The sequence below is a fragment of the Acinetobacter sp. S54 genome, from assembly GCF_016624945.1.
In the GTDB taxonomy this organism is placed as follows: Bacteria; Pseudomonadota; Gammaproteobacteria; order Pseudomonadales; family Moraxellaceae; genus Acinetobacter.
The window spans coordinates 21292-41645 of the sequence record NZ_JACVUI010000017.1; the positions used below are offsets into that span (position 1 = coordinate 21292).

Here is a 20354-nt window from a genome sequence, read left to right on the forward strand (position 1 = left end):
CATGTATATGAGCTATACTCTACGTCAATTTTGAGCTTAATTAGGTGACTTGTGGAACGCTGGTTGGAGTTTATGGGGAATCACCCCTTTTTGTTTGGAATACTTGCTGTTTTAATCGTTTTGTTCTTTGTCTTTGAAGGGCAACGTAACGGCCGCAAGATTTCACCACAATCACTTGGAATTTTAGTGAAAGCTAAAAATGCCCAATTGATTGATCTACGTGATGCAGGTGATTTTCGTGAAGGTCATATCAGCGGTAGCCGTAATATCCCTTATAGCCAACTGACAAGCCATGTTGATGAGTTAAAATCAAGTGATCGCCCATTGGTATTCATTTGTAATTTAGGTCAGGTTGCAGGGAGTGCCCTGCAAAAAGTAGGTCATTCTGATAGTTATCGTCTCGATGGCGGAATTAGCAATTGGAAAGCACAAGGCCTGCCACTGGTAAAAAGCAAAGCCAAAGCTTAAGGAGAAATTTATGTCTGCAAATATCACGATTTACTCGACCACAATGTGTCCGTATTGTGTCCGTGCAAAACAGCTTCTTGAGCGTAAAGGCGTTGAGTATAAAGAAATTAATTTATCCAAAGAAGCACCTGAAGTACGTGTTGAATTGATGCAACGCACCAACCACCGTACTGTGCCTCAAATTTTTATTAATGATCAGTTTATTGGTGGTTTTGACCAGCTTTACGCTTTAGAGCGTGATGGTAAACTCGACCCATTACTGGCCTAAACTCGCTTAAATTGTTAAGGAAAAAAGAATGAGTGAAGAACAACAAACTCAACCACAACTCGCTTTAGAACGTCTTTATACCAAAGACATTTCATTTGAGGTTCCTGGGGCACAGGTATTTACTAAGCAATGGCAACCAGAGTTAAATATCAATCTTTCATCTTCTGCTGAAAAAGTTGATCCAACTCACTTTGAAGTGTCATTGAAAGTAGTGGTTCAAGCCAATAATGATGGCGAGACTGCGTTTATTGTAGATGTCACTCAAGCAGGTATTTTCTTGATTGAAAATATTGAAGAAGAACGTCTTCCATACATTTTGGGCGCTTATTGCCCAAACATTCTGTTCCCGTTCTTACGTGAAGCAGTTAATGATATGGTTACAAAAGGCAGTTTCCCTCAATTGTTGTTAACACCAATCAACTTTGATGCTGAATTTGAAGCCAATATGGAACGTGCTCAAGCAACCGTTGCTGAAGGTCAGGCGTAATCGTCAACTCAAAAAAACCACCAAAAAGGTGGTTTTTTTGTGCCTAGTATTTACTTACCCATCATTTAAATTTTTTGTGATTTTCATTGCGAATATCTAGTAAGTTTTTAGCCTCTACTTTCGCCTGAGCTAATTGATTGTCCTTGACCAAGCCAGAAGTTTTATCAATTTCGGCAACAAGTTGATCAAGTCCAGCCTGATATGCTTTAACCTCAGCACTATTATCTGGCTGATTTTTTAATTTATTTGGTTTGGATTTTTTAGAATCAAGCGCTGCTAACCGCATTTTTGTGAGCGCAGAATTAGCATCATTACCGTTGGTTGATTTATTAAAATCTGCATATGCTGTTGCAATTGTTACCATGTTGTCGTGTAAAGTCGCTGCCGTCGCAAGGTGGCTAAATCCAAAACAACCTAGAAACAATGCACTGAACCATACTTTTTTCATCGGTGCATTTCCTATGTAGTCAATCATTTGACTGCTTAAACATAACCAGATTTAAAAAAAAGAAAAAGCTCCTTTTGTTGGAGCTTTGTCTCAAATCCATCAACCTTAAAACAGGCAATTTAAATCTTGCGTTTTAATGCATCTGCAATTGCGTCGACCAATTGCTGTGAAATTTCCTGCTTAGATGCTTTTTCAAGTTCACGTTTTTTCATATGGTAACTTTGTGCAAAAAATACAGTCATGGCATTTTCATCGGATGCAAAACCGATATCCTTACGTGATACATCGTTACAAGCAATCATATCTAGTTTTTTGGCGACAAGTTTTGCCGCTGCATATTCTTCAACATTTTGAGTTTCCGCAGCGAAACCAACCATAAATGGGCGCTGTTGTTGTTGAGCAATAGTAGCAACAATATCAGGATTTTTTATCAGAGAAACTGCTAACTCATCACCTGCTTTTTTAATTTTTTGTTCTGCCACCTGAGCTACGCGGTAATCGGCCACCGCAGCAGTCGCGATAAAAATATCACAACCTTCATCTAGCATTTGCATACTCACATCCAGCATTTGCACAGCTGAAGCAACATTGACACGTTTCACTCCATTTGGGGTATCCAGCGTCACAGGTCCAGCAATTAAGGTCACTTTAGCCCCAGCCGCATAGCATGCCGCAGCGAGAGAGAATCCCATTTTCCCTGTACTATGATTTGAGATGTAACGGACTGGATCAATCGCTTCTCGTGTAGGTCCAGCAGTAATCACGACATGCTTACCTGCCAATAAACCAAATTTTTCTGCGATGGCACGTTGCGCTTTATGGAAATATTCACGGACTTGGTAGGCCAACTGTTCAGGCTCAGGCATACGCCCCAAACCGACATCTCCACACGCTTGTGAACCGGCATCTGGCATAATCACATGAATGCCATCTTCCACCAATGTTTGTAAATTACGCTGTGTCGCTTTCGCTGCCCACATTTGCTGATTCATAGCAGGCGCAACCCAAACTGGCGCTTTAGTCGCAAGATACAATGTACTGAGTAAATCATCTGCTAAACCATGCGCAAATTTTGCCAGAGTATCGCAGCTTGCAGGCGCGACCAAAACTAAATCAGCCCACCGCGCCAATTCAATATGCCCCATTCCTGCTTCGGCTTCAGGATCCAGCAATTCGGTATGTACAGGATTACCCGAAAGAGCCTGAAAAGTTAAAGGAGTAATAAATGCCTGTGCACCATGAGTCATGACTACACGTACATCAAATCCATAATCTTTTAAACGGCGGACAATAATGGCACTCTTATAGGCCGCAATACCACCAGTAACCGCTAGAATAATGTTTTTATGAGGAATAACACTTAAATCGAAGCTCACGAACAGCTTACCTTTCTGTTGCAGTGGCGCTCACAATAGCATTAAATACGCGCATACCCAAGTAATTGGCTATGAAAATCAGAACTAAAACAATCGATATAAGTGACTTTTATAATGAATAAACCGATTAAATTATGGCCACAACAAGAACGACCTCGTGAACGACTATTGGAACAAGGTGCAAGCAGTCTCTCCGATGCCGAGTTATTGGCAATTTTTCTACGTTCAGGTTCTAGACAACATTCTGCTGTTGAACTGGCTAGACTTCTAATTCAACATTTTGGTTCTCTTAATCCAGTTTTTGATGCATCACAAGAAGAACTCTGCCAGTTCCATGGCATGGGCGCTACTAAATATTCGCAATTGATGGCAGTCAAGGAACTCGGTAGGCGTTATCTCAATAATCATTTTCATCAAGACAATTTAAATCTGGATTCATCACAACTGGTGCTGGACTATTTACGTTATGAACTACAAGGTGAAACTCAAGAAGTCTTTGCGGTATTGTGTTTAGATAGTCAGTTACGCAAGTTACATTTTAAGAAATTATTTTTTGGTTCAACTAATTTTTGCAATATATCGATTAAACAGACTTTACGTTATGCTATTCAACAGCATGCCAGTTGCATCGTGATCGCACATAATCATCCTTTCGGAGACGTGCAACCGTCCCGCGCAGATATTGAAATGACACAGCAATTAAAACATGCTTGTGAAAGCGTAGAAATCGAGCTTATTGATCATATTATTGTGGCTAGACATGCGACTTTTTCATTTGCTGAGCAACAATTGTTCAATTTATAAAATCATGCCACCATGATATTGACAAAGCCTGACCAAGTGGTAAAGATCATAAAAAATTAAATGCCTGCTGAACCATGATTGTACGTGACCAAACCGATATCATAAAATTACTGTTTTCTTGGCGCGGAACAATTTTACCCAAAATTTTACCCGCGCTTGGAGTAGTCATGCTGCTCTCCGCTATTGTGGGTGGGCTTGAATATACGCAGATTTATCATTTTCCAGAACTACCTTTGGTTGGTTTTACTCTGATTGGTGTGGTTCTTTCTATTTTTTTGGGCTTCAAAAATAGTGCCTGTTATGACCGCTGGTGGGAAGGTCGTAAACTATGGGGAGCTTTGATCGCCAATGCACGACATTTTGATCGTGATTGCCGTATTCTTCCTCAAGGCCGCCGTGAACGTGTGATTCAGCATGTTATTGTTTTTGCCAATACTCTTCGTGATCGTTTGCGGCATCAAACCGCCCATCCTACTGAACTTACAGAAACCACAGGAATGAGCCAACAGGCATTGACTCAACTTTATCAACAACATAATGCGCCACAATATACGCTCAGCCTGATTCAATGGGAATTAATGCAATCACTCAAAGAAGGTGAAATCAGTGATATTATTTACACGCAGTTGAATCGCTATGTCGCCGAACTTAGTTTGGTACAAACGGGTTGTGACCGCATTGCCAATACTCCTATTCCTTTCGCCTATTCAGTCTTACTGAATCGTACCGTTTTCTTTTTCTGTTTCATGTTACCTTTTAGCGTTGGTCCAATTTTAGGCTTAGGTACACCGTTATTGGTCGGGATTTTGACCTATACCTTTTTAGGTTTGGATGCATTGAGTACAGAAATTGAGGAGCCATTTGGCACCCAAAGCAATGACTTGCCTTTGGACTCGATGGTACGTTTGATTGAAATTGAATTATTAGGAACCTTGGGCAAGCCCACCCCACCTCCGATTCAGGCACAAGATCATAATTTACTTTAGTAGTGAGTCAACTAATTACTCAATTTTATGACAACAAACTACTTTAGCCACCTATTATTACAATCAAAAACAAGGAAAAGATGTGATCAAAATACTAGGGCGAGCAGATTCAATTAATGTGCGCAAAATCCTTTGGGTCTGTGATGAACTGAATTTAGGTTATCAACGCGAAGATTGGGGACGTGGCTTTCAATCTCCTAAGCAAGCTGAATTTCTGGCACGTAATCCTAATGCAACAATTCCTGTTTTGATAGATGACGACTTTGTTCTCTGGCAATCCAACTCAATCCTGCGTTATTTGGCCAATGCCTATGTGGGTGAGAAGCTCTACCCAACTGACCCTCGAAAACGTGCTTTGATTGACCAATGGATCGACTGGCAAGGAATCGAACTCAATAATAGTTGGGTATATGCCCTTATGCATTTCATTCGACATTCTCCTGAACATCAAGATTCTCAAAAAATTGCTCAAAGTGTTGAATCATGGAATGCAATGATGCTCATATTAGAACAACAGTTAGCTAAAACTCAGGCGTATGTCATCGGCGCTGAGTTTTCTTTGGCAGATATTGTTATCGGTCTATCGGTTCAACGTTGGTATTTAACGCCATTTGATAAGCCCGACTGTCCAAATATTAAAGCCTATTATGAATTATTAAGTCGGAGAGCGGCTTTTATGCGTTGGGGAAATAATGGTCAAAACTAATCATCAAATTTCGTGTTGATTTAAAAAATTAACGAAAACTTTCCCAAATTCCCTGTTGCTCTGTCCTCGGTACAGGAGTATTTCCTAATTTAATCCAAGGCATATTGTCTCCATGAAAATCACTGCCAATAGATACTTTTAAATCGAGTTGTTCAATCATTCGGTCTACCATTTGCCGGGTCGATAAAGACTCAATATTTGGGGGCAACTCGATCGCATCACCTTTGAGTTCAGCAAATAGCTCAATTAAATAACGAACATTCGTTGCCGATAAGTCATAACGGGTGGGATGTGCCAAAACCGCATAGCCCTGACTTTGATGAATAATTTGAATGGTATCTTCCAAACTCAAACCATCAAACTTCACAAAAGCACGTTTTCCTTCTTTTATAAATCGATCAAAAGCCTGTTGTGGACGTGACACTATTCCTTTTTCAACCAATGTTTTAGCAATATGTGTCCGGGTAATTCGATCAGCCTCATTATCCACTTGAGCAAGTACATCTTCATAAATATCTTGCCCTATACAGCCTTTGAGTAAGTAACAGATTTGTTTGGCACGTTCTGCACGAATCTTTTTTTGTATCGCAAGTGCATCAAGCAAAGGTTCAGGTTGCTGCATATCCAGCGCTACAATATGTACACCATAACTTTTTTTAGTGGCTGGACGCGACCATTGACTGGAGATTTCTACACCAGAAATAATTTGAATATCATAGTGTTGAGCGGTTTCTCTGACCTGTTCAAGACCATCCATAGTGTCGTGATCCGTCAAGGCCAGCATGTGAATACCACAATCAACCGCTGATTTGACCAACGCATCTGGTGACAAAGTTCCATCAGAAATATTGCTATGTGTATGTAAATCTATGCCTTGCATCTTTATACTATGCCACTTCGTTGATCCAGTTTAGATACTCTAACATGAAAGCACTTTTAGACTTTGTGCCCCTCATTATTTTCTTTTATTTATATAAAACCGTCGATCCCAAAGATACACACCATCCGCTCTTACAATTGATTGGTTCTGCTGGGGGGGTGGATAACAATAATATTCTAGTCGCTACGACAGGTCTGATTATTTCCATGCTGATTATTTATGGGGGATTATTTGTTACACAAAAATTTCGTCTGGAAAAACAACAATGGATTGTGTTGTTTATGACAGTGATTTTTGGCGGTATTACCCTTATGTTAAGTGATGATTTTTATATTCGTTTAAAGGCCGTCATTCTCAATCTAATTTTTGCAGGCGCTTTTTTGCTTTCACCGTTCTTTAGTAAAGATGGCAAACCATTGATTCAACGTTTATTTGGCCCTATTTTCGAATTAACCGTTCAAGGCTGGAAAAACCTGAACTTTGCTTGGGCTGCCATGTTTATTGTAATGTCGTTATTGCATTGCTTTTTTGCATTTATTTTCATGCACGGTAAATATTGGGGTGAATTTACGGCTTTCGGTGACATGATTGTCATGTTTTCCTTTATCATTATTCAGTTTATTGTATTACGTAAATACTTTAAATCACCCGATGCCTAAAAATCACCTAAAGACTGAGATCGACCATGCCATTATTTGTAGTCACCTGTACCGACAATGACGGAACCTTAGAAAAACGTTTAGCCATTCGCCCTCAACATATTGAACGACTACAAAAACTGGATGACGAAGGCCGTCTAATTGTGGCAGGTGCCATGCCAAAGGATCCTACTAACCCACAAGCTGGTTTTTATGGCAGCACCATTATTGTTGATTTTGACAACCGTGAAGCACTGGATACATGGCTCAAAGATGAACCTTTTTTGCTAGAAGGTGTTTATGGAAAAATTGAAGTCAAGTCATTTAATAAAGCGTTTCCGAAAGAGTAAGAATATGTCCGCTATGCCGAAAACGCTTATTGTATTATCACTACTCTGCTCAACCGCATGGGCTGTTGAACCTGTGCCGGCGGCACCTGCGCTGACAACATCGACAGTCACTACCAATGCTGCTGTTACGACTGAGCCAAATCCAGTTTCAACCAAGCCTTTAACTGCTGAACAAATCGCAAAAGCCAAAGCAGAGCAGGATGCGAAAATTAAAGCACTCGTCAAAGATCAGGCTGGACGACTCAAACAACTGGAACAGGCTAATCTGGATGCTTTGACTCAAAATCAGGAATTACAATTAAAAAATGATAATTTGCTGGTTCAAGTTCAAGTCTTACAAAGTGAGCGTAGTGCCCAAATGTTCCTGTATGGTGGGGCAACTATGGGCGTGGGCGTACTCCTTGGATTTTTGATTGCTAGTTATATTCATACCAAACGCCGTCGCCAATGGTAAAATCATTACTTGAATAAATTTTAAAGGTTTTTCAGGTGACAGCATCTACGGGTATCCAAACAGCTGAACTGGATTGGGAATGTGTCGATGGTATTGATATTCCAATTTCCAGACAGTTTGGTGATGTTTATTTCTCCAAAGCCAATGGTTTACTTGAAACCCGACATGTCTTTTTAAATGGCAATGATCTAAATACACGTTTAAGTCAATTACAACCTTTTCAGTATTTCTGTATTGGTGAAACAGGTTTTGGGACTGGTTTAAATATTTTAACGTTGTGGCAACTTTGGCAACAAGTACGGTCAGATAATCATAGCCATTTACATGTGATGAGTGTTGAGAAATATCCTTTAAGCAAAACCGATTTGATTCGTGCATTAAATGCATGGCCTGAACTCAAACCTCTTGCAGATCAATTAATCGCACAGTATCCCCTGCCCATCGCAGGCTGTCATCGTTTGAGCTTTCCTACAGAACGTTTTAGTCTGGATCTCTGGCTAGGTGATGCACATGATGTTTTTCCAGTGATTGAAAAAACCAAAGCAGTTGATGCATGGTTTCTGGATGGATTTGCGCCTTCATGCAATCCCGAACTCTGGGAAGAAAATGTTTTAAATCATCTTGTACGACTTTCAGATATCGGGACGACTTTTGCATCATTTAGTGTTGCGGGAGTACTTAAACGTGGTCTGAAAAAGCATGGTATTACGATTTCCAGACCCAAAGGTTTTGGTCATAAACGTGAAATGCTAAAAGCCAGATGGAATCAGTCTGAAAAAATAATGCCCCCAATAGAAGGTCATGAGCTTACCTCTTCATTGGAACCGCAGCAAATTGCGATTATTGGCGCAGGAATCGCGGGTTTAACGGTTGCATGGACTCTTGCTCAACGTGGTCATCAAATCACAATCTATGATCAAGATAAGCCACTTTCAGGCGCATCCGGTAATCCCTTGGCGTTGCTGAATCCCAAACTGTGTCCGATTGAACAGGCACATCATCATTTGATGACTCTAACATGGCAGTATGCTCTAAATTTTTATCCAAAATTTAAGGCGTTCCGTGCAATTCAGGTCAACCAACTCGCACAGAAAAATCCAGAAGAGTTACTTCGTCTAGCCGAACAATATCCAGCAGGAGTATTACAAGCACAGACCGCAAAAGAAAGTACCCTTACTACCGCATATTCTAGCTTAAAGCTGACTCAAGCAGGTGCTGTTGTACCGCACCAATTACGTGACCAAATTCTGCAACATCCCAATATTCAGCTTAAAATCGCAAGAGTTAGCCAATTACTCAGCGATAACGAAAAGATTCAGTTGATACGGGATCAAGAACATTTAATCCAAGCAGATCAAGTGGTGGTTTGTTGCGCCAAAGCCAGTCAGAATTTATTTGTGCATTATCCCAACCTCAAGCCTATACGAGGTCAAGTCAGTTGGCTTAATAACAGCAACAATCTCTTGAGCAACGATCAAGCTTACAGTTATGGGGGCTATTGTATGCAGCTCGATTCTGAACATCTAATTTTGGGAGCATCCTTTTCTCCCAATCGGGAAGATGACGATGTATTATCAAAAGACCATGTGCATAACTTTGATTTAATCCACGGCGTATTTCCAGAATATGCTGAACAATTGCCTGATCCCACTGTTTGGCAAGGACGTGCTTCAATCCGTGCACAAAGTGCTGATTATTTTCCTTTACTTGGTCAAGTTGAGGAAAATTCTAAAATATTTACTTTTGCTGGCTTAGGTTCTAAAGGATTTTTATTTGCACCGCTTTGTAGTGAAGTGTTGGCTGCATTGATGTTACATGAGGCTTGTCCCATTCCCGCCCCTTTATTGCAAAAACTAAATCCGCGTCGTTTTTTCAAAAAACTTAAAGTCAAAAAACCCTATTTTGGAACTTCATCTTTGCCGAGTGAATCATCCGATTGTTCTTTATAACACACTCATAATGAGGTTAATGTTTATAATGACACTACAATAAAAAAGCACCCGAAGGTGCTTTTTTATCAGTTGCCCTGTTCTAAAGGCAAACCAGCATCTTTTGCAGCACGGGTTCCACCCATCAAAATGACATATTCCCGTTCAGCATCAAAACCATCAAGTAATTCTGCCGCGCGAGGTGCTTTACTGCCACCACCACATAGAATATAAATTGGCTGATCCGCAGCCACCTGAGTCAGACTATCGGCCTTTAAATCATTAATCGGTTGATTTATCGCACCTTTAACATGCCCTTCAGCATATGATTTTGCGTCACGGACATCCCAGATAATGGCATTTTCTGGGAACTCAAATGTCGTAATTTCTTGTTTACGGATCATTGCGCACTCCTTTGATGTAAACAACACTTGGCAAATGAAGAAAACATCCCTAGCATCTCAGATATTCTTTCACTTTGCAAAGGTCTATGTTATGCCATCTTTCGATATTGTCTCTGAATTAGAGTTATTTGAAGTCAATCACGCTGTTCAAAATACCCAAAAAGAGATTGCAACACGTTTTGATTTTCGTGGACAGGATGTTTCCATTGAACTCAATGAAAAATCTAAAGAGATTAAAATTAGTACAGAAAGTGATTTCCAATGTGAACAGGTCTATAACATGCTGGAAAATCACTTTTATAAACGTAAAATTGATGTACAAGCATTAGACCCGCAAAAAGCAACAGCTTCAGGGAAGCACGTAGTACAAGTAATTAAACTAAAAGATGGACTTGACTCAGATACTGCAAAAAAAATTAATAAAGCCATTAAAGAAAGTGGCATCAAAGTGCAATCTTCTATTCAGGGAGACAAAATTCGCGTGACCGATAAAAAGCGTGACACTTTACAACAAGTCATGGCTTTTTTACGTGAACAGCAATTTGGAATTCCATTACAGTTTAATAACTTTAAAGATTAATTTCAGCGCTGTTATTTTTACACAGGATGCACTATGTCACAGGCCAATCGCTTATCAAAACTGGTGAAAGCCACGTCAAAATTTCCGAAAAGTATTCGTAGTACGCTTTGGAGTAAAGCGTTTGGCCGTATCGTGCCCATGGTTGGAACAGCCAATATTCGTTATCTGGAAGTCGATCAGGATCATGTTATCGTACGTCTGGAAAATCAGCGCAATATGCAAAATCATATTAAAGGTGTACATGCAGCTGCAATGGCGCTATTAGCTGAAACTGCGACGGGTTTTCTAACAGGATTACATATACCTGATAATCGAATTTTGCTGATCAAATCGTTACATGTCGATTATTTAAAAGTGGTACAAGGTGGTTTAACCGCAACCGCAACTTTATCATCTGAACAACAAAAATTTATTGGTGACAATGAAAAGGGAGAATTACTTATCCCTGTCACAGTGATGGATGATGGCGGTAATGAACCAATTCATTGTGAAATGTTGTGGGCTTGGTTACCTAAACGCGTAAAATAAATGACTAGGCCCAGAGTTGATCTGGGCTTTATTTTTTAAAACGATTAAATAAAATCTTCAACGATAGAAACCACTTCTTTTAAATAGTAAGCATCTACTTCATCAAAGCTATTTAATACATCACTATCAATATCCAACACTGCAACACATCCCCCCCCTAGCATTATCGGCAAAACAATTTCAGACTTTGAGGCTGAGCTACAAGCAATATGTCCTGGAAACTGGTCCACATCTGGGACGATAATGAGCTGCTTTTGCTGCCATGCTGTACCACATACTCCCCGTCCTTTTGCAATACGAGTACAGGCGATTGGCCCCTGAAATGGTCCCAATAGCAATTCATTCTCTCTCACCAGATAAAACCCAATCCAAAACCAGTCAAATTGTTGTTTCAGCGCAGCACAGATATTGGCAAGATTAGCAATCGTATCACTTTCATCTGCCACAATTGCTTGAATTTGTGGAATTAATCCCTGATATTGTTCAGCTTTATCACCTTGTTGTAATGATAATTCTTCTGCCATGATCATGATCCAAATCAAAACATTGTAGCGGATGAAATAATATGAGTTTTAGTAATTTATATGAAAAGTAAATAATTGAATATTTTTAGTTCAACTCGAACCCATAAAAAATCCAGCCTAGGTGCTGGATTTTTTACCAATAACAATTTTTAAAGCAGCTTAAGCGGCCAGAAATTTTTGCTTCACTTCTTCGGGAATAACACGTTTATTTCCTTTTACATCCACCGCCACAAAAGTAAAAACACCTTCCGTGACCTGTTTAGCAGGACGCGAATCGTCATGGCTATCCCAAACTTCAATCTGCATTTGAATAGAAGTATTTCCCACCCTCAAAATTTTGGTATAGCAACTAATCACATCACCCACTTTAACGGGAACTAAAAAAGTCATCTGATTAATCGAAATGGTCGCACAACGTCCCTTACTGAAACGCTCTGCATGAATTGCTCCAGCCAAATCCATTTGTGAGACAATCCAGCCGCCAAAAACATCACCACTCCAGTTGGTATCGGCAGGCATTGCAATGGTTTGAAGGGATAAAGTTCCTTCAGGCTTTTTGAGAGATTCTGACACATTAACTCCGAGCTTGGGCTTGTAATTGCTGATCCAGCCACTGCTGTAATTCACTGGATCGAAGCGCGCCACTTATTCTACCAATTTCCTTGGTCTTATTCATCAAAACTAGAGTGGGAATGCTACGAACATGGAAAGCCTGACTTAAACGTGGTGAAGCTTCTGTATCGATTTTGGCAAAAATAACATGGGGATTCTTTGCCGCAACCTGAGCAAAATGTGGTGCCATCATTTTGCATGGACCACACCAGTCCGCCCATAAATCAATCAAGATAGGTAAATCACTGTTGCTGACATAATGACTAAAATTTTGCTCGTTCAATTCGATCGGTGCTAATGGAATAAGAGCGGCATGGCATTGACCACATTTGGGATCTGCACTTAGTTTTTCTTCTGGAACCCGATTTTTAGCACGACAGCTTGGACAAACGATAATCATATTACGCCACTCCAGTATATTGATGTAAAAATTCTAATTGGGTTGCTACTGCTTTTTCAAACCATTTTCCATGATAAATATCAAAATGATACATATCCCATTCATGATAAGTCACAAAAGGCGCAATATTGGTTGCAGCTTCCCGGCTAGAGTCAATTGGAACCAGACTATCTTGTTTTGCTACAATCAATAAAACGGGGATATTAATTTCTCTAACATTTTGTATAGGCCGATAGCGAATCAGCTGAAATAATGCACGGGCTGGAACCTCTCCACTCCAATAATAGTCAGGGTTTACAATGGATAAATACCCCTGATAACTATCATTCGTGGGGAAAAATGAAAGTTGTTGCTGTGCGACTACAGGGAGTGTCCTAGGGTTTAATCCTACTTTTGAACCCATATAATCCTGACTTGATTGCTTTAAAGCCTTTGGTAATTGCTGAATAGGATAAATCTTGGCAGTTTCAGCGCCATCCACAAAAGGAACTTGTACCATAATTGAAGAAATATTTTTTAATTCACTTGCAAGATTAAGCACATAGCCCCCACTCAACCCCGTTCCCCAAAGTACAATACGCCGCTGATCAACCAACTTACAACCACTCATATATTGAATAACTGTTTTCCAGTCTTCGAGTTGATCCTTAAGAGAAACAAGTTCTCTCGGTTTTCCCGTGCTTCCACCCCAATAACGATAATCAAATAATACAACTGCATATCCAGCCTGAGCAAACTTTTGAGCATATTGAATAAGTTTAAACTGACGTAATGCAGCAAATTCATGCGCCATAATAATCACAGCAGGCTTTCTATCTGATTTTGGACGATAGAAATCTGCAGCAATGGTCTCTTGACCAATAGGGACATACAGCGGCTCAACTGTATAAGCGTGCATACGCGCTCCAATGCGTTATATTTTGGTTATCGGTAGTTATATATTTTAAAAGCACACTTTAATGTGACAGGGTGCTTAATGGTATGATACAGCATAAACGTTTTTTAAAATTTTGGAGTGACGAAATGACGGATAATGTTGGTTTTGCAGGTCAAATTGGCCCAGAACACGTCGAACAAGTGGTCGAAAAAGGCTTTAAATCCATCATTAATAATCGACCAGATCTGGAAGGTGGCCCAGAGCAACCTACCAGCGCACAAATTGAAGAAGCTTCGCGTAGCGCTGGTCTGGACTATGTGTATCAACCTGTCGTTGCTGGTCAAATTACAGAGTTGGATGTCCGCACTTTTGCCAATCATTATAATGAATTACCAAAACCGATTTTAATGTTCTGTCGCACAGGTAACCGTTCAAATAATTTGTATCAGCTTGCTAAACAAATGGACTTACTGGATGACTAAATTTTTATGTTTTAGCCTAGTATGCTTTTGTATGGCATTCACTGCTTGTAGCACGATGAATGTACGTCCTACAGCCAGCGTGATGGTGGGAACAGGAATATAAAAAAACAGCGCCGAAGCGCTGTTTTTTTATATTTATTTTATGGACACGTTGTATTGGTACCATATGGACTTGTTAAGTTCGGTCCATAGCTACCGTCAGTACTATAATCTGACTTCAATGGTGCTAGCCCTAGATTATAAACTGTCCGATTTGGAAGCGATGCAACGGTAGAAGAGGCGCCAATCTGTACATTGAGCCACTGTGCATAGATTTTTGGATAACGAATTACAAAATCAAATTTTCCTTCTGCGTCTGTCGTATATGTTGCAGTCGTACCTTGCCCCAAGAAAGTTGGGACTTTCACAGGAATATTGATTACTTCATTATTTGTAATCGGTGACCCTGATGCATTCACAGGACAGTATGCTGTTGGATGAATCACCCAGTCTTCTTTTTGATTTCCAAGTGCATCTGTAATTAGATCCCAAGAATATTTACCTTTAAGATAAAAAACGGGCGCAATATCCATTACAACTTCTTGTTTTGCCAAAGGCTTTCCATCAAAATCTGTTACACTAACCGACATATTACGTGTGTAATATACCCCGTCACTTGAAGTTCCCACTTCCGTTGGATTTACCCCAATTACAATAGAAGCTACTGGATTTTCAACTACTGCTTGTACGATATCGATACGTGAAATTTGAGTTGCAGTGAGATAGCCAGTCTCATTAAAACTTGCATTTAAGCGTAAATCATCGTTTGCAAAAGTAGCTGCACTGTAATTCATGTTACGTGCTGTTTCATCAACCTTAATTTTGAAGACAGCTTGTCCATTTGCATCCGTTGTCAATCCTGATGGGCCTACGATAAGTGCTCCATTGATATTAAAATTATCAATACCTAGCGTTATATACTGATTGGCTACACCACCGCCATTTTGGTCAACCAATGTGACTGTCACATCTGAAGTATCATTACGAACATTAAGCGTTGGTTTAGCAGAGGAAATACGTAATGAATAGCGTGCTGGTTGAGTTGATGGCTTAAAAACATTTAAACGAGAAATCTGAGTTGCAATCTCTCCATCTTCATCAGTATAAGTTGCAGCTAGTTCGATACCACTGGCAATCAGTAAATCTGCATCAACTGTCTTACCATCTACTCCAACAGAAAAGAAAGCATTCCCATTTGAGTCAGTTTTTAAAGTTTGCGGTGCACCACTTGTATTCGAAGAGGCACTGCTGCCAGGATTACCAATGATGATTCCCGCTGAATTATTTGCAGCTAATGTTACTGATTGGTCTCTAAGTGGTTGATGATTCTTATCCAATAAGGTGACTGTCACAATCGCTCTATCACCCTCAACGCTTAAATTAGTTTTTGCAGGCGTGATTGTAAGGCTATTCTGATTCACCATTTCAAAAACAGTAAAATTAATTGTAGTCTCTAACTTTTCGCCTTTAGGATTCGTGATATATCCTTTAACTTGGATTCCGTTATCTATGAGAGCTTGTTTTGCTGGATTAGCAATATCCTTAGGAATAATAACTGAAACAGAAACCATTCCATTTGCAGACGTGAGGACTGAATCATTACTAAGTTTGACCCCTGCTGCAATAGCCTCAGGATTTAAAGATAAATTTACTGGATAACCTGTATTTGCACCCAATTCATCCTTAACTGCAACATTGACCTGATATGTTTTACCTATATTCAAATTACCTAAACTCAAATAAGTTATATCGGAAGTTAAACGTAAATTGACTGAATCTTTCGGAATGGCAACTTGAATATTACCCGTTTGCTGAATACGATCACCATTATTTTGATTGGTTCCTACAACCGCAAAACCAATACCATTTTTAATTAAGCTAGCATCGTATTGACCTTCAGCCACTTTTACTGTGAATGTAGCTTCACCTTTACTATTGGTGGTTAATGCTGTATCAGACAAAGATGCACGAGAACCAGCCAAATTTGATAGAGCTATCGCAAGTGGCGTATTAGCGATTGTATTACCGTTTGCATCTTTAGCAACGACTTTTACCTGCACTTCACCACCCAATACAGAAACTGTAGGTTCATAACTAAAGCTAAGGTTTGCCAGATCAGGAATAACCACGGCTGGCTGGCTAATATCAATCTTACGGGCAATAGTATAGGCTGAACCATCTTTACGTGTCCCTTGAATCGCGACAGTAATACCATTCGCAATAAGATTTGCAAGCTCAGTGTTATTATTGGCCTTCACTTTTAAGTCAAATTTAGCTATACCATTCGCATCTGTTTGAAGAGCTGAGGCACTTACAAAACTCACGCCATTGCTGATTGCGGCGTCATTAAGACCAACTCCAACTTTCTGACCAGTAAAATTCTTTCCATCCGTCCCTGTCGCTTTTACAACAACTTGTAGCGTTTGTTCAACACCCGAAGCTAATACCATACTTCCAGGCATATCTACATTCAAATAATCTAAATCGATAGTGCCTTGATCGGTTGGGGCTTTAAAGTTTAAAGTGGTAGTTTGTTGCGCATTGCTTGAATTTGATTGGGCCGTAATACGAATTCCATTGGCTACAAGTCGTTTTTGTACATCACTGCCATTGGCTTTATATTGATAAACAAATGTTGCATACCCCGTATCATCGGTATTCTTGGATGCTTGACCTGTAAGACTGAGTCCTAAAGATTGAAGCTCTGCGGTAGACAATGCAGGAAGAGACACTGAAATATTTTCCCCTTTTAATGCACTTCCTTTTACCCCAATTGCTTTTACCTTAACGTTAATAGTCTGATCTTGTGAATAATCAAAAGCACTATTAATCGGGTCTATTGCTAAATATCCAACACCTTCTTCAGATTTTTCTTCATCTTCAACTGCAATTTGAACAGCACTTGTTAAATTATTGTCAGACTTAAACGTTGCAGTAATCCCTGCCTGAACTAAAGCCGCAACAGCGACATCCGTTTTAGCGTTAGTATGTAAAGTATAGGTAATATAGCCATTTGTTGCAGTACTAAAATCTTTCTCAGCGCTTCCATCGAAACTAACTCCGTTTGAAGTCGCTTCACTGTTCAAACTTAAAGTTAATTTGCCTTTAGTTGCAGCTTCACCTTTATTATTAATACCTTTAACTGTAATCGTAATCTGATCATTTTTAGCATTTATTTTATATGAAGAAGCAATTTCTAAACGCTGTAAAGCAAGCTGATCAATTGCACTCGTATCTGCTGTAATAACGCTAATTGTGTCTTGAGCAAAAATTTCTGCATTATCTGAATATATTGCTTTTAAATTAATGCCCTGTTGAGTCAAAGCAACGGGATAACTTGAATTTGCTTGCAATGTAAATAAAGCATATCCATTTGCATCTGTTATTGCTTCAGATTGGTTAATAGTCACTCCATATGCATCACTTTTATCTGTGAAGACAAGTTTAACTTTTTTATTTGCAAGAGCTACATCATTACTGTTTTTGGCACGTACTTTAACAGTCGTTGTTCCATTTTGTGCAACAATTGGTGCATCTGCTTTAATTAACTCAAGCTTTTGAACAACTTGAGAAATATCCTTAAAAGTAATTGATCCAGAGACTGTTTTTTCTGCTTTATTCTCATCAATCAATTTAAAACTCAAAGATTGGGATGTAGATACAAGTTTCTGAATCTCATCAGTACTTAAATCAGAATTCGCGACAATTGTGAATTTTGCCTTTCCTTGACTATCCGTACTAACATTAGAACCTGTAGCTATAGAAAATTTTCCCTGCATTTCTAGTGGAAGAGTTAAAATAATAGACTCTCCAGCTTTTATACCACCATTTTTATCTGTCACAGTTGCAGTAATATCCGTAGAGCCTTGTGGTAAATTCAATACCACTCCTTGCTGAATATTAAGATTATAATCGCTAACAATAGTACTGGTTTTCTTAATATTTAATGTATAACTTTGCTTGATCGTTGTACCATCAACTACAGCAGTTAATTGCACTTTTCCAGACGAAGCTGTAAGGGTGGGAACATTAATTTCAAATATTGCAATACCATTATCACCTGTAGAAACTAAAGAAGCTTTACTTGTTACACCAATGTTATCACTATCAGAAATTGCTAATCTAACTTGTTTATTAGCAATTCCACCCTTATCAACATTAAGCACTTGCACAGCAATTTGAACAACAGAATTATCATTTGCCTGTTGAAGATCAATGCCATTTGAATCTTTTAATTTAATATCTATACTTTCAGCTACGGTAGAGCTATCAGTTGAAGAGTTGTTGCCTCCTCCATTACTATTATTATTTGAACTATTACTAGATTGGTTATAATAACCATCGCTACCGCCACCACCACAAGCAACTAATGCCAAAGATGATGCTAAAACTGTCGATTTAACCCCTAATTTTCTCAAATTAGCTAAATAAGTCATAGTATTTTCCATTTTATATAATATATGTTGCCACCAAAAAAACATGGATGGCCTTTTATACGAAAATTTACTCAAATTAACATAATTTATCAATCTAATCCTGACACAAATTACTAAAACTTTTCATTAACAATTTTGACCAATGATTTTTTAATTAAATTTTTATTTTCTTTTATTATGAATAGAAATTTTTTTCGGATTTAATATGTACGATCTCATCATTATCGGTGCAGGCACAGCAGGTATCAGTGCATACAAAGAAGCAGTTAAATATACCCAAAATATTTTAGTCATTAACGACGGCCCATGGGATACTACTTGCGCTCGTGTCGGCTGTATGCCAAGTAAAATACTCATTTCTTCCGCTAACCGGCTTTATGATAGCCAGCATATTGATCAAGTGGGAATTGCAACTGAATCATCATTTAACGCTTCTCATATAATGTCACATGTCCAAGCATTAAGAGATCGTTTTACTACAGCAACCATTAAAGATGTACAAAGTTGGCCAAAACAGCATAAGTTATCTGGAAAAGCCAGATTCATCAATTCCAATACAGTTGATGTCAATGGAAAACATTACCAAGCTAAGTCTTTCATTCTTGCAGTTGGTTCGACACCTATAGTCAACCAAGAATGGAAAAATATTCTAAAAGATCGTTTTATTACTTCAGATGAAATATTTGAACTCAAAAAACTTCCGTCCTCTTTAGCAGTCATCGGAAGTGGAGTGATTGCAATTGAATTGGCTCAAGCTTTTTCAAGATTAGGGGTAAAAACTGCTATTTTTGCACGTAGTAAACGTATTGGAATTCTATCAAGTCCAAATTTACAACAACAAGCACAGCAACTGCTTTCTAAAGAGCTTGCTATTTATTTTGAAACATTACCTTCAAAAGTAAGCATAAATGATCAAGGAGTCGAGTTAAATTTTCGATACGACAAAAAAGAAGAAATAGGAAATTTTGATTATTTATTAAATGCAACAGGCCGTACCAGTTTATTAGACTCCTTAAATCTTGATAAAATTGATCCTCAATTTTGTGATGTAAAAAAGCTTCCCATTCATCCTCAAACAAAACAATTAGCAAATTTACCTATATTTATTGCAGGAGATGCATATACAGACACACCTCTCCAACATGAAGCAGCACATGAGGGCCGAAAATTAGTACATAATTGCCTAGATTATCCACAAGTTAAAATCGTCAAAAATTTAACACCTTTGGGTATTGTTTTTTGCTCTCCAGAGATGGCCATTGTTGGGCAAAGTTACAAACAGCTTCAAGACAAAAATATTGAATTTGTAACTGGCTATGCTTCTTATGAAAAACAAGGCCGTGCTTTAGTTTTAGGTAAAAATACAGGGGGGGCTGAAGTTTATATCGATAAAAAAACACGAAAATTACTAGGCGCTGAACTCTTTATATACTCAGCTGAACATTTAGCACATTTACTTTGCTGGATGATTGGTACAGGAATTACGTTGGATGAAATTTTAGAGCAACCTTATTATCATCCAACGCTAGAAGAAGGTTTACGCAGTGCATTTAAGCATGCTAATCGTCAATTAAATAGATTATAAATTTCTGAATTACTTGTCATGAGAACGTGGCTTTAAATAGCCCTTAACGATATCCTACACAAACCATATGATTGAATAACATTTCATAATTATT

24 protein-coding genes are annotated in these 20354 nt (G+C 38.8%); 14 read left to right on the forward strand and 10 right to left on the reverse strand.

The window, feature by feature from the left end; genetic code table 11:
- The first annotated feature begins 51 nt into the window (after positions 1-51).
- The 3 genes from IAE20_RS15520 to secB are packed head-to-tail and all read left to right on the forward strand — an operon-like array spanning position 52 to position 1223.
- A complete protein-coding gene (locus IAE20_RS15520) occupies positions 52-468 on the forward strand; it encodes a rhodanese-like domain-containing protein (RefSeq protein WP_200461765.1) in 417 nt (138 codons plus the stop codon).
- Between the two features lie 10 nt (positions 469-478).
- Positions 479-736: a glutaredoxin 3 gene (grxC, locus tag IAE20_RS15525; protein WP_200461764.1), complete on the forward strand. Its 258-nt coding sequence runs from the start codon at positions 479-481 to the stop codon at positions 734-736.
- A gap of 28 nt (positions 737-764) precedes the next feature.
- A complete protein-coding gene (gene secB, locus IAE20_RS15530; protein WP_200461763.1) occupies positions 765-1223 on the forward strand; it encodes a protein-export chaperone SecB in 459 nt (152 codons plus the stop codon).
- A 61-nt stretch (positions 1224-1284) separates the two neighbouring features.
- On the opposite strand, the gene cybC is transcribed toward secB, so the two are convergent.
- The gene (cybC, locus tag IAE20_RS15535; RefSeq protein ID WP_200461762.1) at positions 1285-1671 is read right to left on the reverse strand and encodes a cytochrome b562; all 387 of its coding nucleotides are present in this window, start codon (positions 1669-1671) and stop codon (positions 1285-1287) included.
- A gap of 119 nt (positions 1672-1790) precedes the next feature.
- The gene (coaBC, locus tag IAE20_RS15540) at positions 1791-3047 is read right to left on the reverse strand and encodes a bifunctional phosphopantothenoylcysteine decarboxylase/phosphopantothenate--cysteine ligase CoaBC (RefSeq protein ID WP_200461761.1); all 1257 of its coding nucleotides are present in this window, start codon (positions 3045-3047) and stop codon (positions 1791-1793) included.
- A 114-nt stretch (positions 3048-3161) separates the two neighbouring features.
- Here coaBC and radC point away from each other — a divergent pair, with 114 nt between their 5' ends.
- Positions 3162-3851, forward strand: a complete 690-nt coding sequence (gene radC / locus IAE20_RS15545; protein ID WP_200461760.1) for a RadC family protein — start codon at positions 3162-3164, stop codon at positions 3849-3851.
- Positions 3852-3897: 46 nt separating this feature from the next.
- Here radC and IAE20_RS16890 read toward each other — a convergent pair whose 3' ends face one another.
- Positions 3898-4020 carry a hypothetical protein gene (locus IAE20_RS16890; protein ID WP_265092553.1) on the reverse strand — a complete coding sequence of 41 codons (123 nt, stop codon included), beginning with the start codon at positions 4018-4020 and terminating at the stop codon, positions 3898-3900.
- On the opposite strand from IAE20_RS16890, the gene IAE20_RS15550 reads away from it, so the two are divergent.
- Both IAE20_RS15550 and IAE20_RS15555 read left to right on the forward strand, forming a co-directional pair.
- Positions 3983-4837 carry a bestrophin family protein gene (locus IAE20_RS15550; protein WP_320159818.1) on the forward strand — a complete coding sequence of 285 codons (855 nt, stop codon included), beginning with the start codon at positions 3983-3985 and terminating at the stop codon, positions 4835-4837. The two genes, IAE20_RS16890 and IAE20_RS15550, sit on opposite strands and share 38 nt — an antisense overlap.
- 82 nt (positions 4838-4919) lie before the next feature.
- Complete coding sequence (locus IAE20_RS15555; RefSeq protein ID WP_200482867.1) at positions 4920-5543, forward strand: glutathione S-transferase family protein; 624 nt, start codon at positions 4920-4922, stop codon at positions 5541-5543.
- A 28-nt stretch (positions 5544-5571) separates the two neighbouring features.
- Here IAE20_RS15555 and IAE20_RS15560 read toward each other — a convergent pair whose 3' ends face one another.
- Entirely contained in the window at positions 5572-6423 is an 852-nt protein-coding gene (locus IAE20_RS15560; RefSeq protein ID WP_200482866.1) for a PHP domain-containing protein, read from the reverse strand.
- 44 nt (positions 6424-6467) lie between these two features.
- Between IAE20_RS15560 and IAE20_RS15565 the strand changes: the two genes are divergently transcribed.
- Genes IAE20_RS15565 through mnmC form a run of 4 tightly spaced genes read left to right on the forward strand, consistent with a single transcriptional unit; the run spans position 6468 to position 9814 of the window.
- A complete protein-coding gene (locus tag IAE20_RS15565; protein ID WP_200461756.1) occupies positions 6468-7082 on the forward strand; it encodes a septation protein IspZ in 615 nt (204 codons plus the stop codon).
- 26 nt (positions 7083-7108) lie between these two features.
- Positions 7109-7411, forward strand: coding sequence for a YciI family protein (locus IAE20_RS15570; protein WP_200482865.1), 303 nt, complete (start codon positions 7109-7111; stop codon positions 7409-7411).
- 4 nt (positions 7412-7415) lie between these two features.
- Positions 7416-7865, forward strand: coding sequence for a hypothetical protein (locus tag IAE20_RS15575; protein ID WP_200461754.1), 450 nt, complete (start codon positions 7416-7418; stop codon positions 7863-7865).
- A gap of 35 nt (positions 7866-7900) precedes the next feature.
- Positions 7901-9814 (forward strand): FAD-dependent 5-carboxymethylaminomethyl-2-thiouridine(34) oxidoreductase MnmC, encoded by a 1914-nt coding sequence (gene mnmC / locus IAE20_RS15580; protein ID WP_200482864.1) that lies wholly within the window; start codon positions 7901-7903, stop codon positions 9812-9814.
- Between the two features lie 68 nt (positions 9815-9882).
- Here mnmC and IAE20_RS15585 read toward each other — a convergent pair whose 3' ends face one another.
- Positions 9883-10197 (reverse strand): rhodanese-like domain-containing protein, encoded by a 315-nt coding sequence (locus tag IAE20_RS15585; protein WP_200482863.1) that lies wholly within the window; start codon positions 10195-10197, stop codon positions 9883-9885.
- A gap of 91 nt (positions 10198-10288) precedes the next feature.
- Between IAE20_RS15585 and IAE20_RS15590 the strand changes: the two genes are divergently transcribed.
- Both IAE20_RS15590 and IAE20_RS15595 read left to right on the forward strand, forming a co-directional pair.
- Positions 10289-10777, forward strand: a complete 489-nt coding sequence (locus IAE20_RS15590) for a YajQ family cyclic di-GMP-binding protein (protein WP_200461751.1) — start codon at positions 10289-10291, stop codon at positions 10775-10777.
- Between the two features lie 33 nt (positions 10778-10810).
- A complete protein-coding gene (locus IAE20_RS15595) occupies positions 10811-11305 on the forward strand; it encodes a DUF4442 domain-containing protein (RefSeq protein WP_200482862.1) in 495 nt (164 codons plus the stop codon).
- Positions 11306-11349: 44 nt separating this feature from the next.
- Here the strand turns inward: IAE20_RS15595 and IAE20_RS15600 are convergent, their stop codons facing one another.
- The 4 genes from IAE20_RS15600 to IAE20_RS15615 all read right to left on the reverse strand — a co-directional run bounded on the left by IAE20_RS15600 (position 11350) and on the right by IAE20_RS15615 (position 13739).
- On the reverse strand, positions 11350-11829 hold the full coding sequence (locus IAE20_RS15600; protein WP_200482861.1) for a GAF domain-containing protein: 480 nt from the start codon (positions 11827-11829) through the stop codon (positions 11350-11352).
- A gap of 159 nt (positions 11830-11988) precedes the next feature.
- Positions 11989-12402 (reverse strand): acyl-CoA thioesterase, encoded by a 414-nt coding sequence (locus IAE20_RS15605; protein ID WP_200461748.1) that lies wholly within the window; start codon positions 12400-12402, stop codon positions 11989-11991.
- A gap of 1 nt (position 12403) precedes the next feature.
- Entirely contained in the window at positions 12404-12841 is a 438-nt protein-coding gene (gene trxC / locus IAE20_RS15610) for a thioredoxin TrxC (RefSeq protein WP_200482860.1), read from the reverse strand.
- A 1-nt stretch (position 12842) separates the two neighbouring features.
- Complete coding sequence (locus tag IAE20_RS15615; RefSeq protein WP_200482859.1) at positions 12843-13739, reverse strand: alpha/beta hydrolase; 897 nt, start codon at positions 13737-13739, stop codon at positions 12843-12845.
- A 125-nt stretch (positions 13740-13864) separates the two neighbouring features.
- Between IAE20_RS15615 and IAE20_RS15620 the strand changes: the two genes are divergently transcribed.
- Positions 13865-14200 (forward strand): TIGR01244 family sulfur transferase, encoded by a 336-nt coding sequence (locus tag IAE20_RS15620; protein WP_200461745.1) that lies wholly within the window; start codon positions 13865-13867, stop codon positions 14198-14200.
- 140 nt (positions 14201-14340) lie between these two features.
- Here the strand turns inward: IAE20_RS15620 and IAE20_RS15625 are convergent, their stop codons facing one another.
- Positions 14341-18675, reverse strand: coding sequence for an Ig-like domain-containing protein (locus IAE20_RS15625; RefSeq protein ID WP_200482858.1), 4335 nt, complete (start codon positions 18673-18675; stop codon positions 14341-14343).
- Positions 18676-18880: 205 nt separating this feature from the next.
- Here IAE20_RS15625 and IAE20_RS15630 point away from each other — a divergent pair, with 205 nt between their 5' ends.
- Positions 18881-20260, forward strand: coding sequence for a dihydrolipoyl dehydrogenase (locus IAE20_RS15630; protein ID WP_200482857.1), 1380 nt, complete (start codon positions 18881-18883; stop codon positions 20258-20260).
- The last annotated feature ends 94 nt before the right edge of the window (positions 20261-20354 follow it).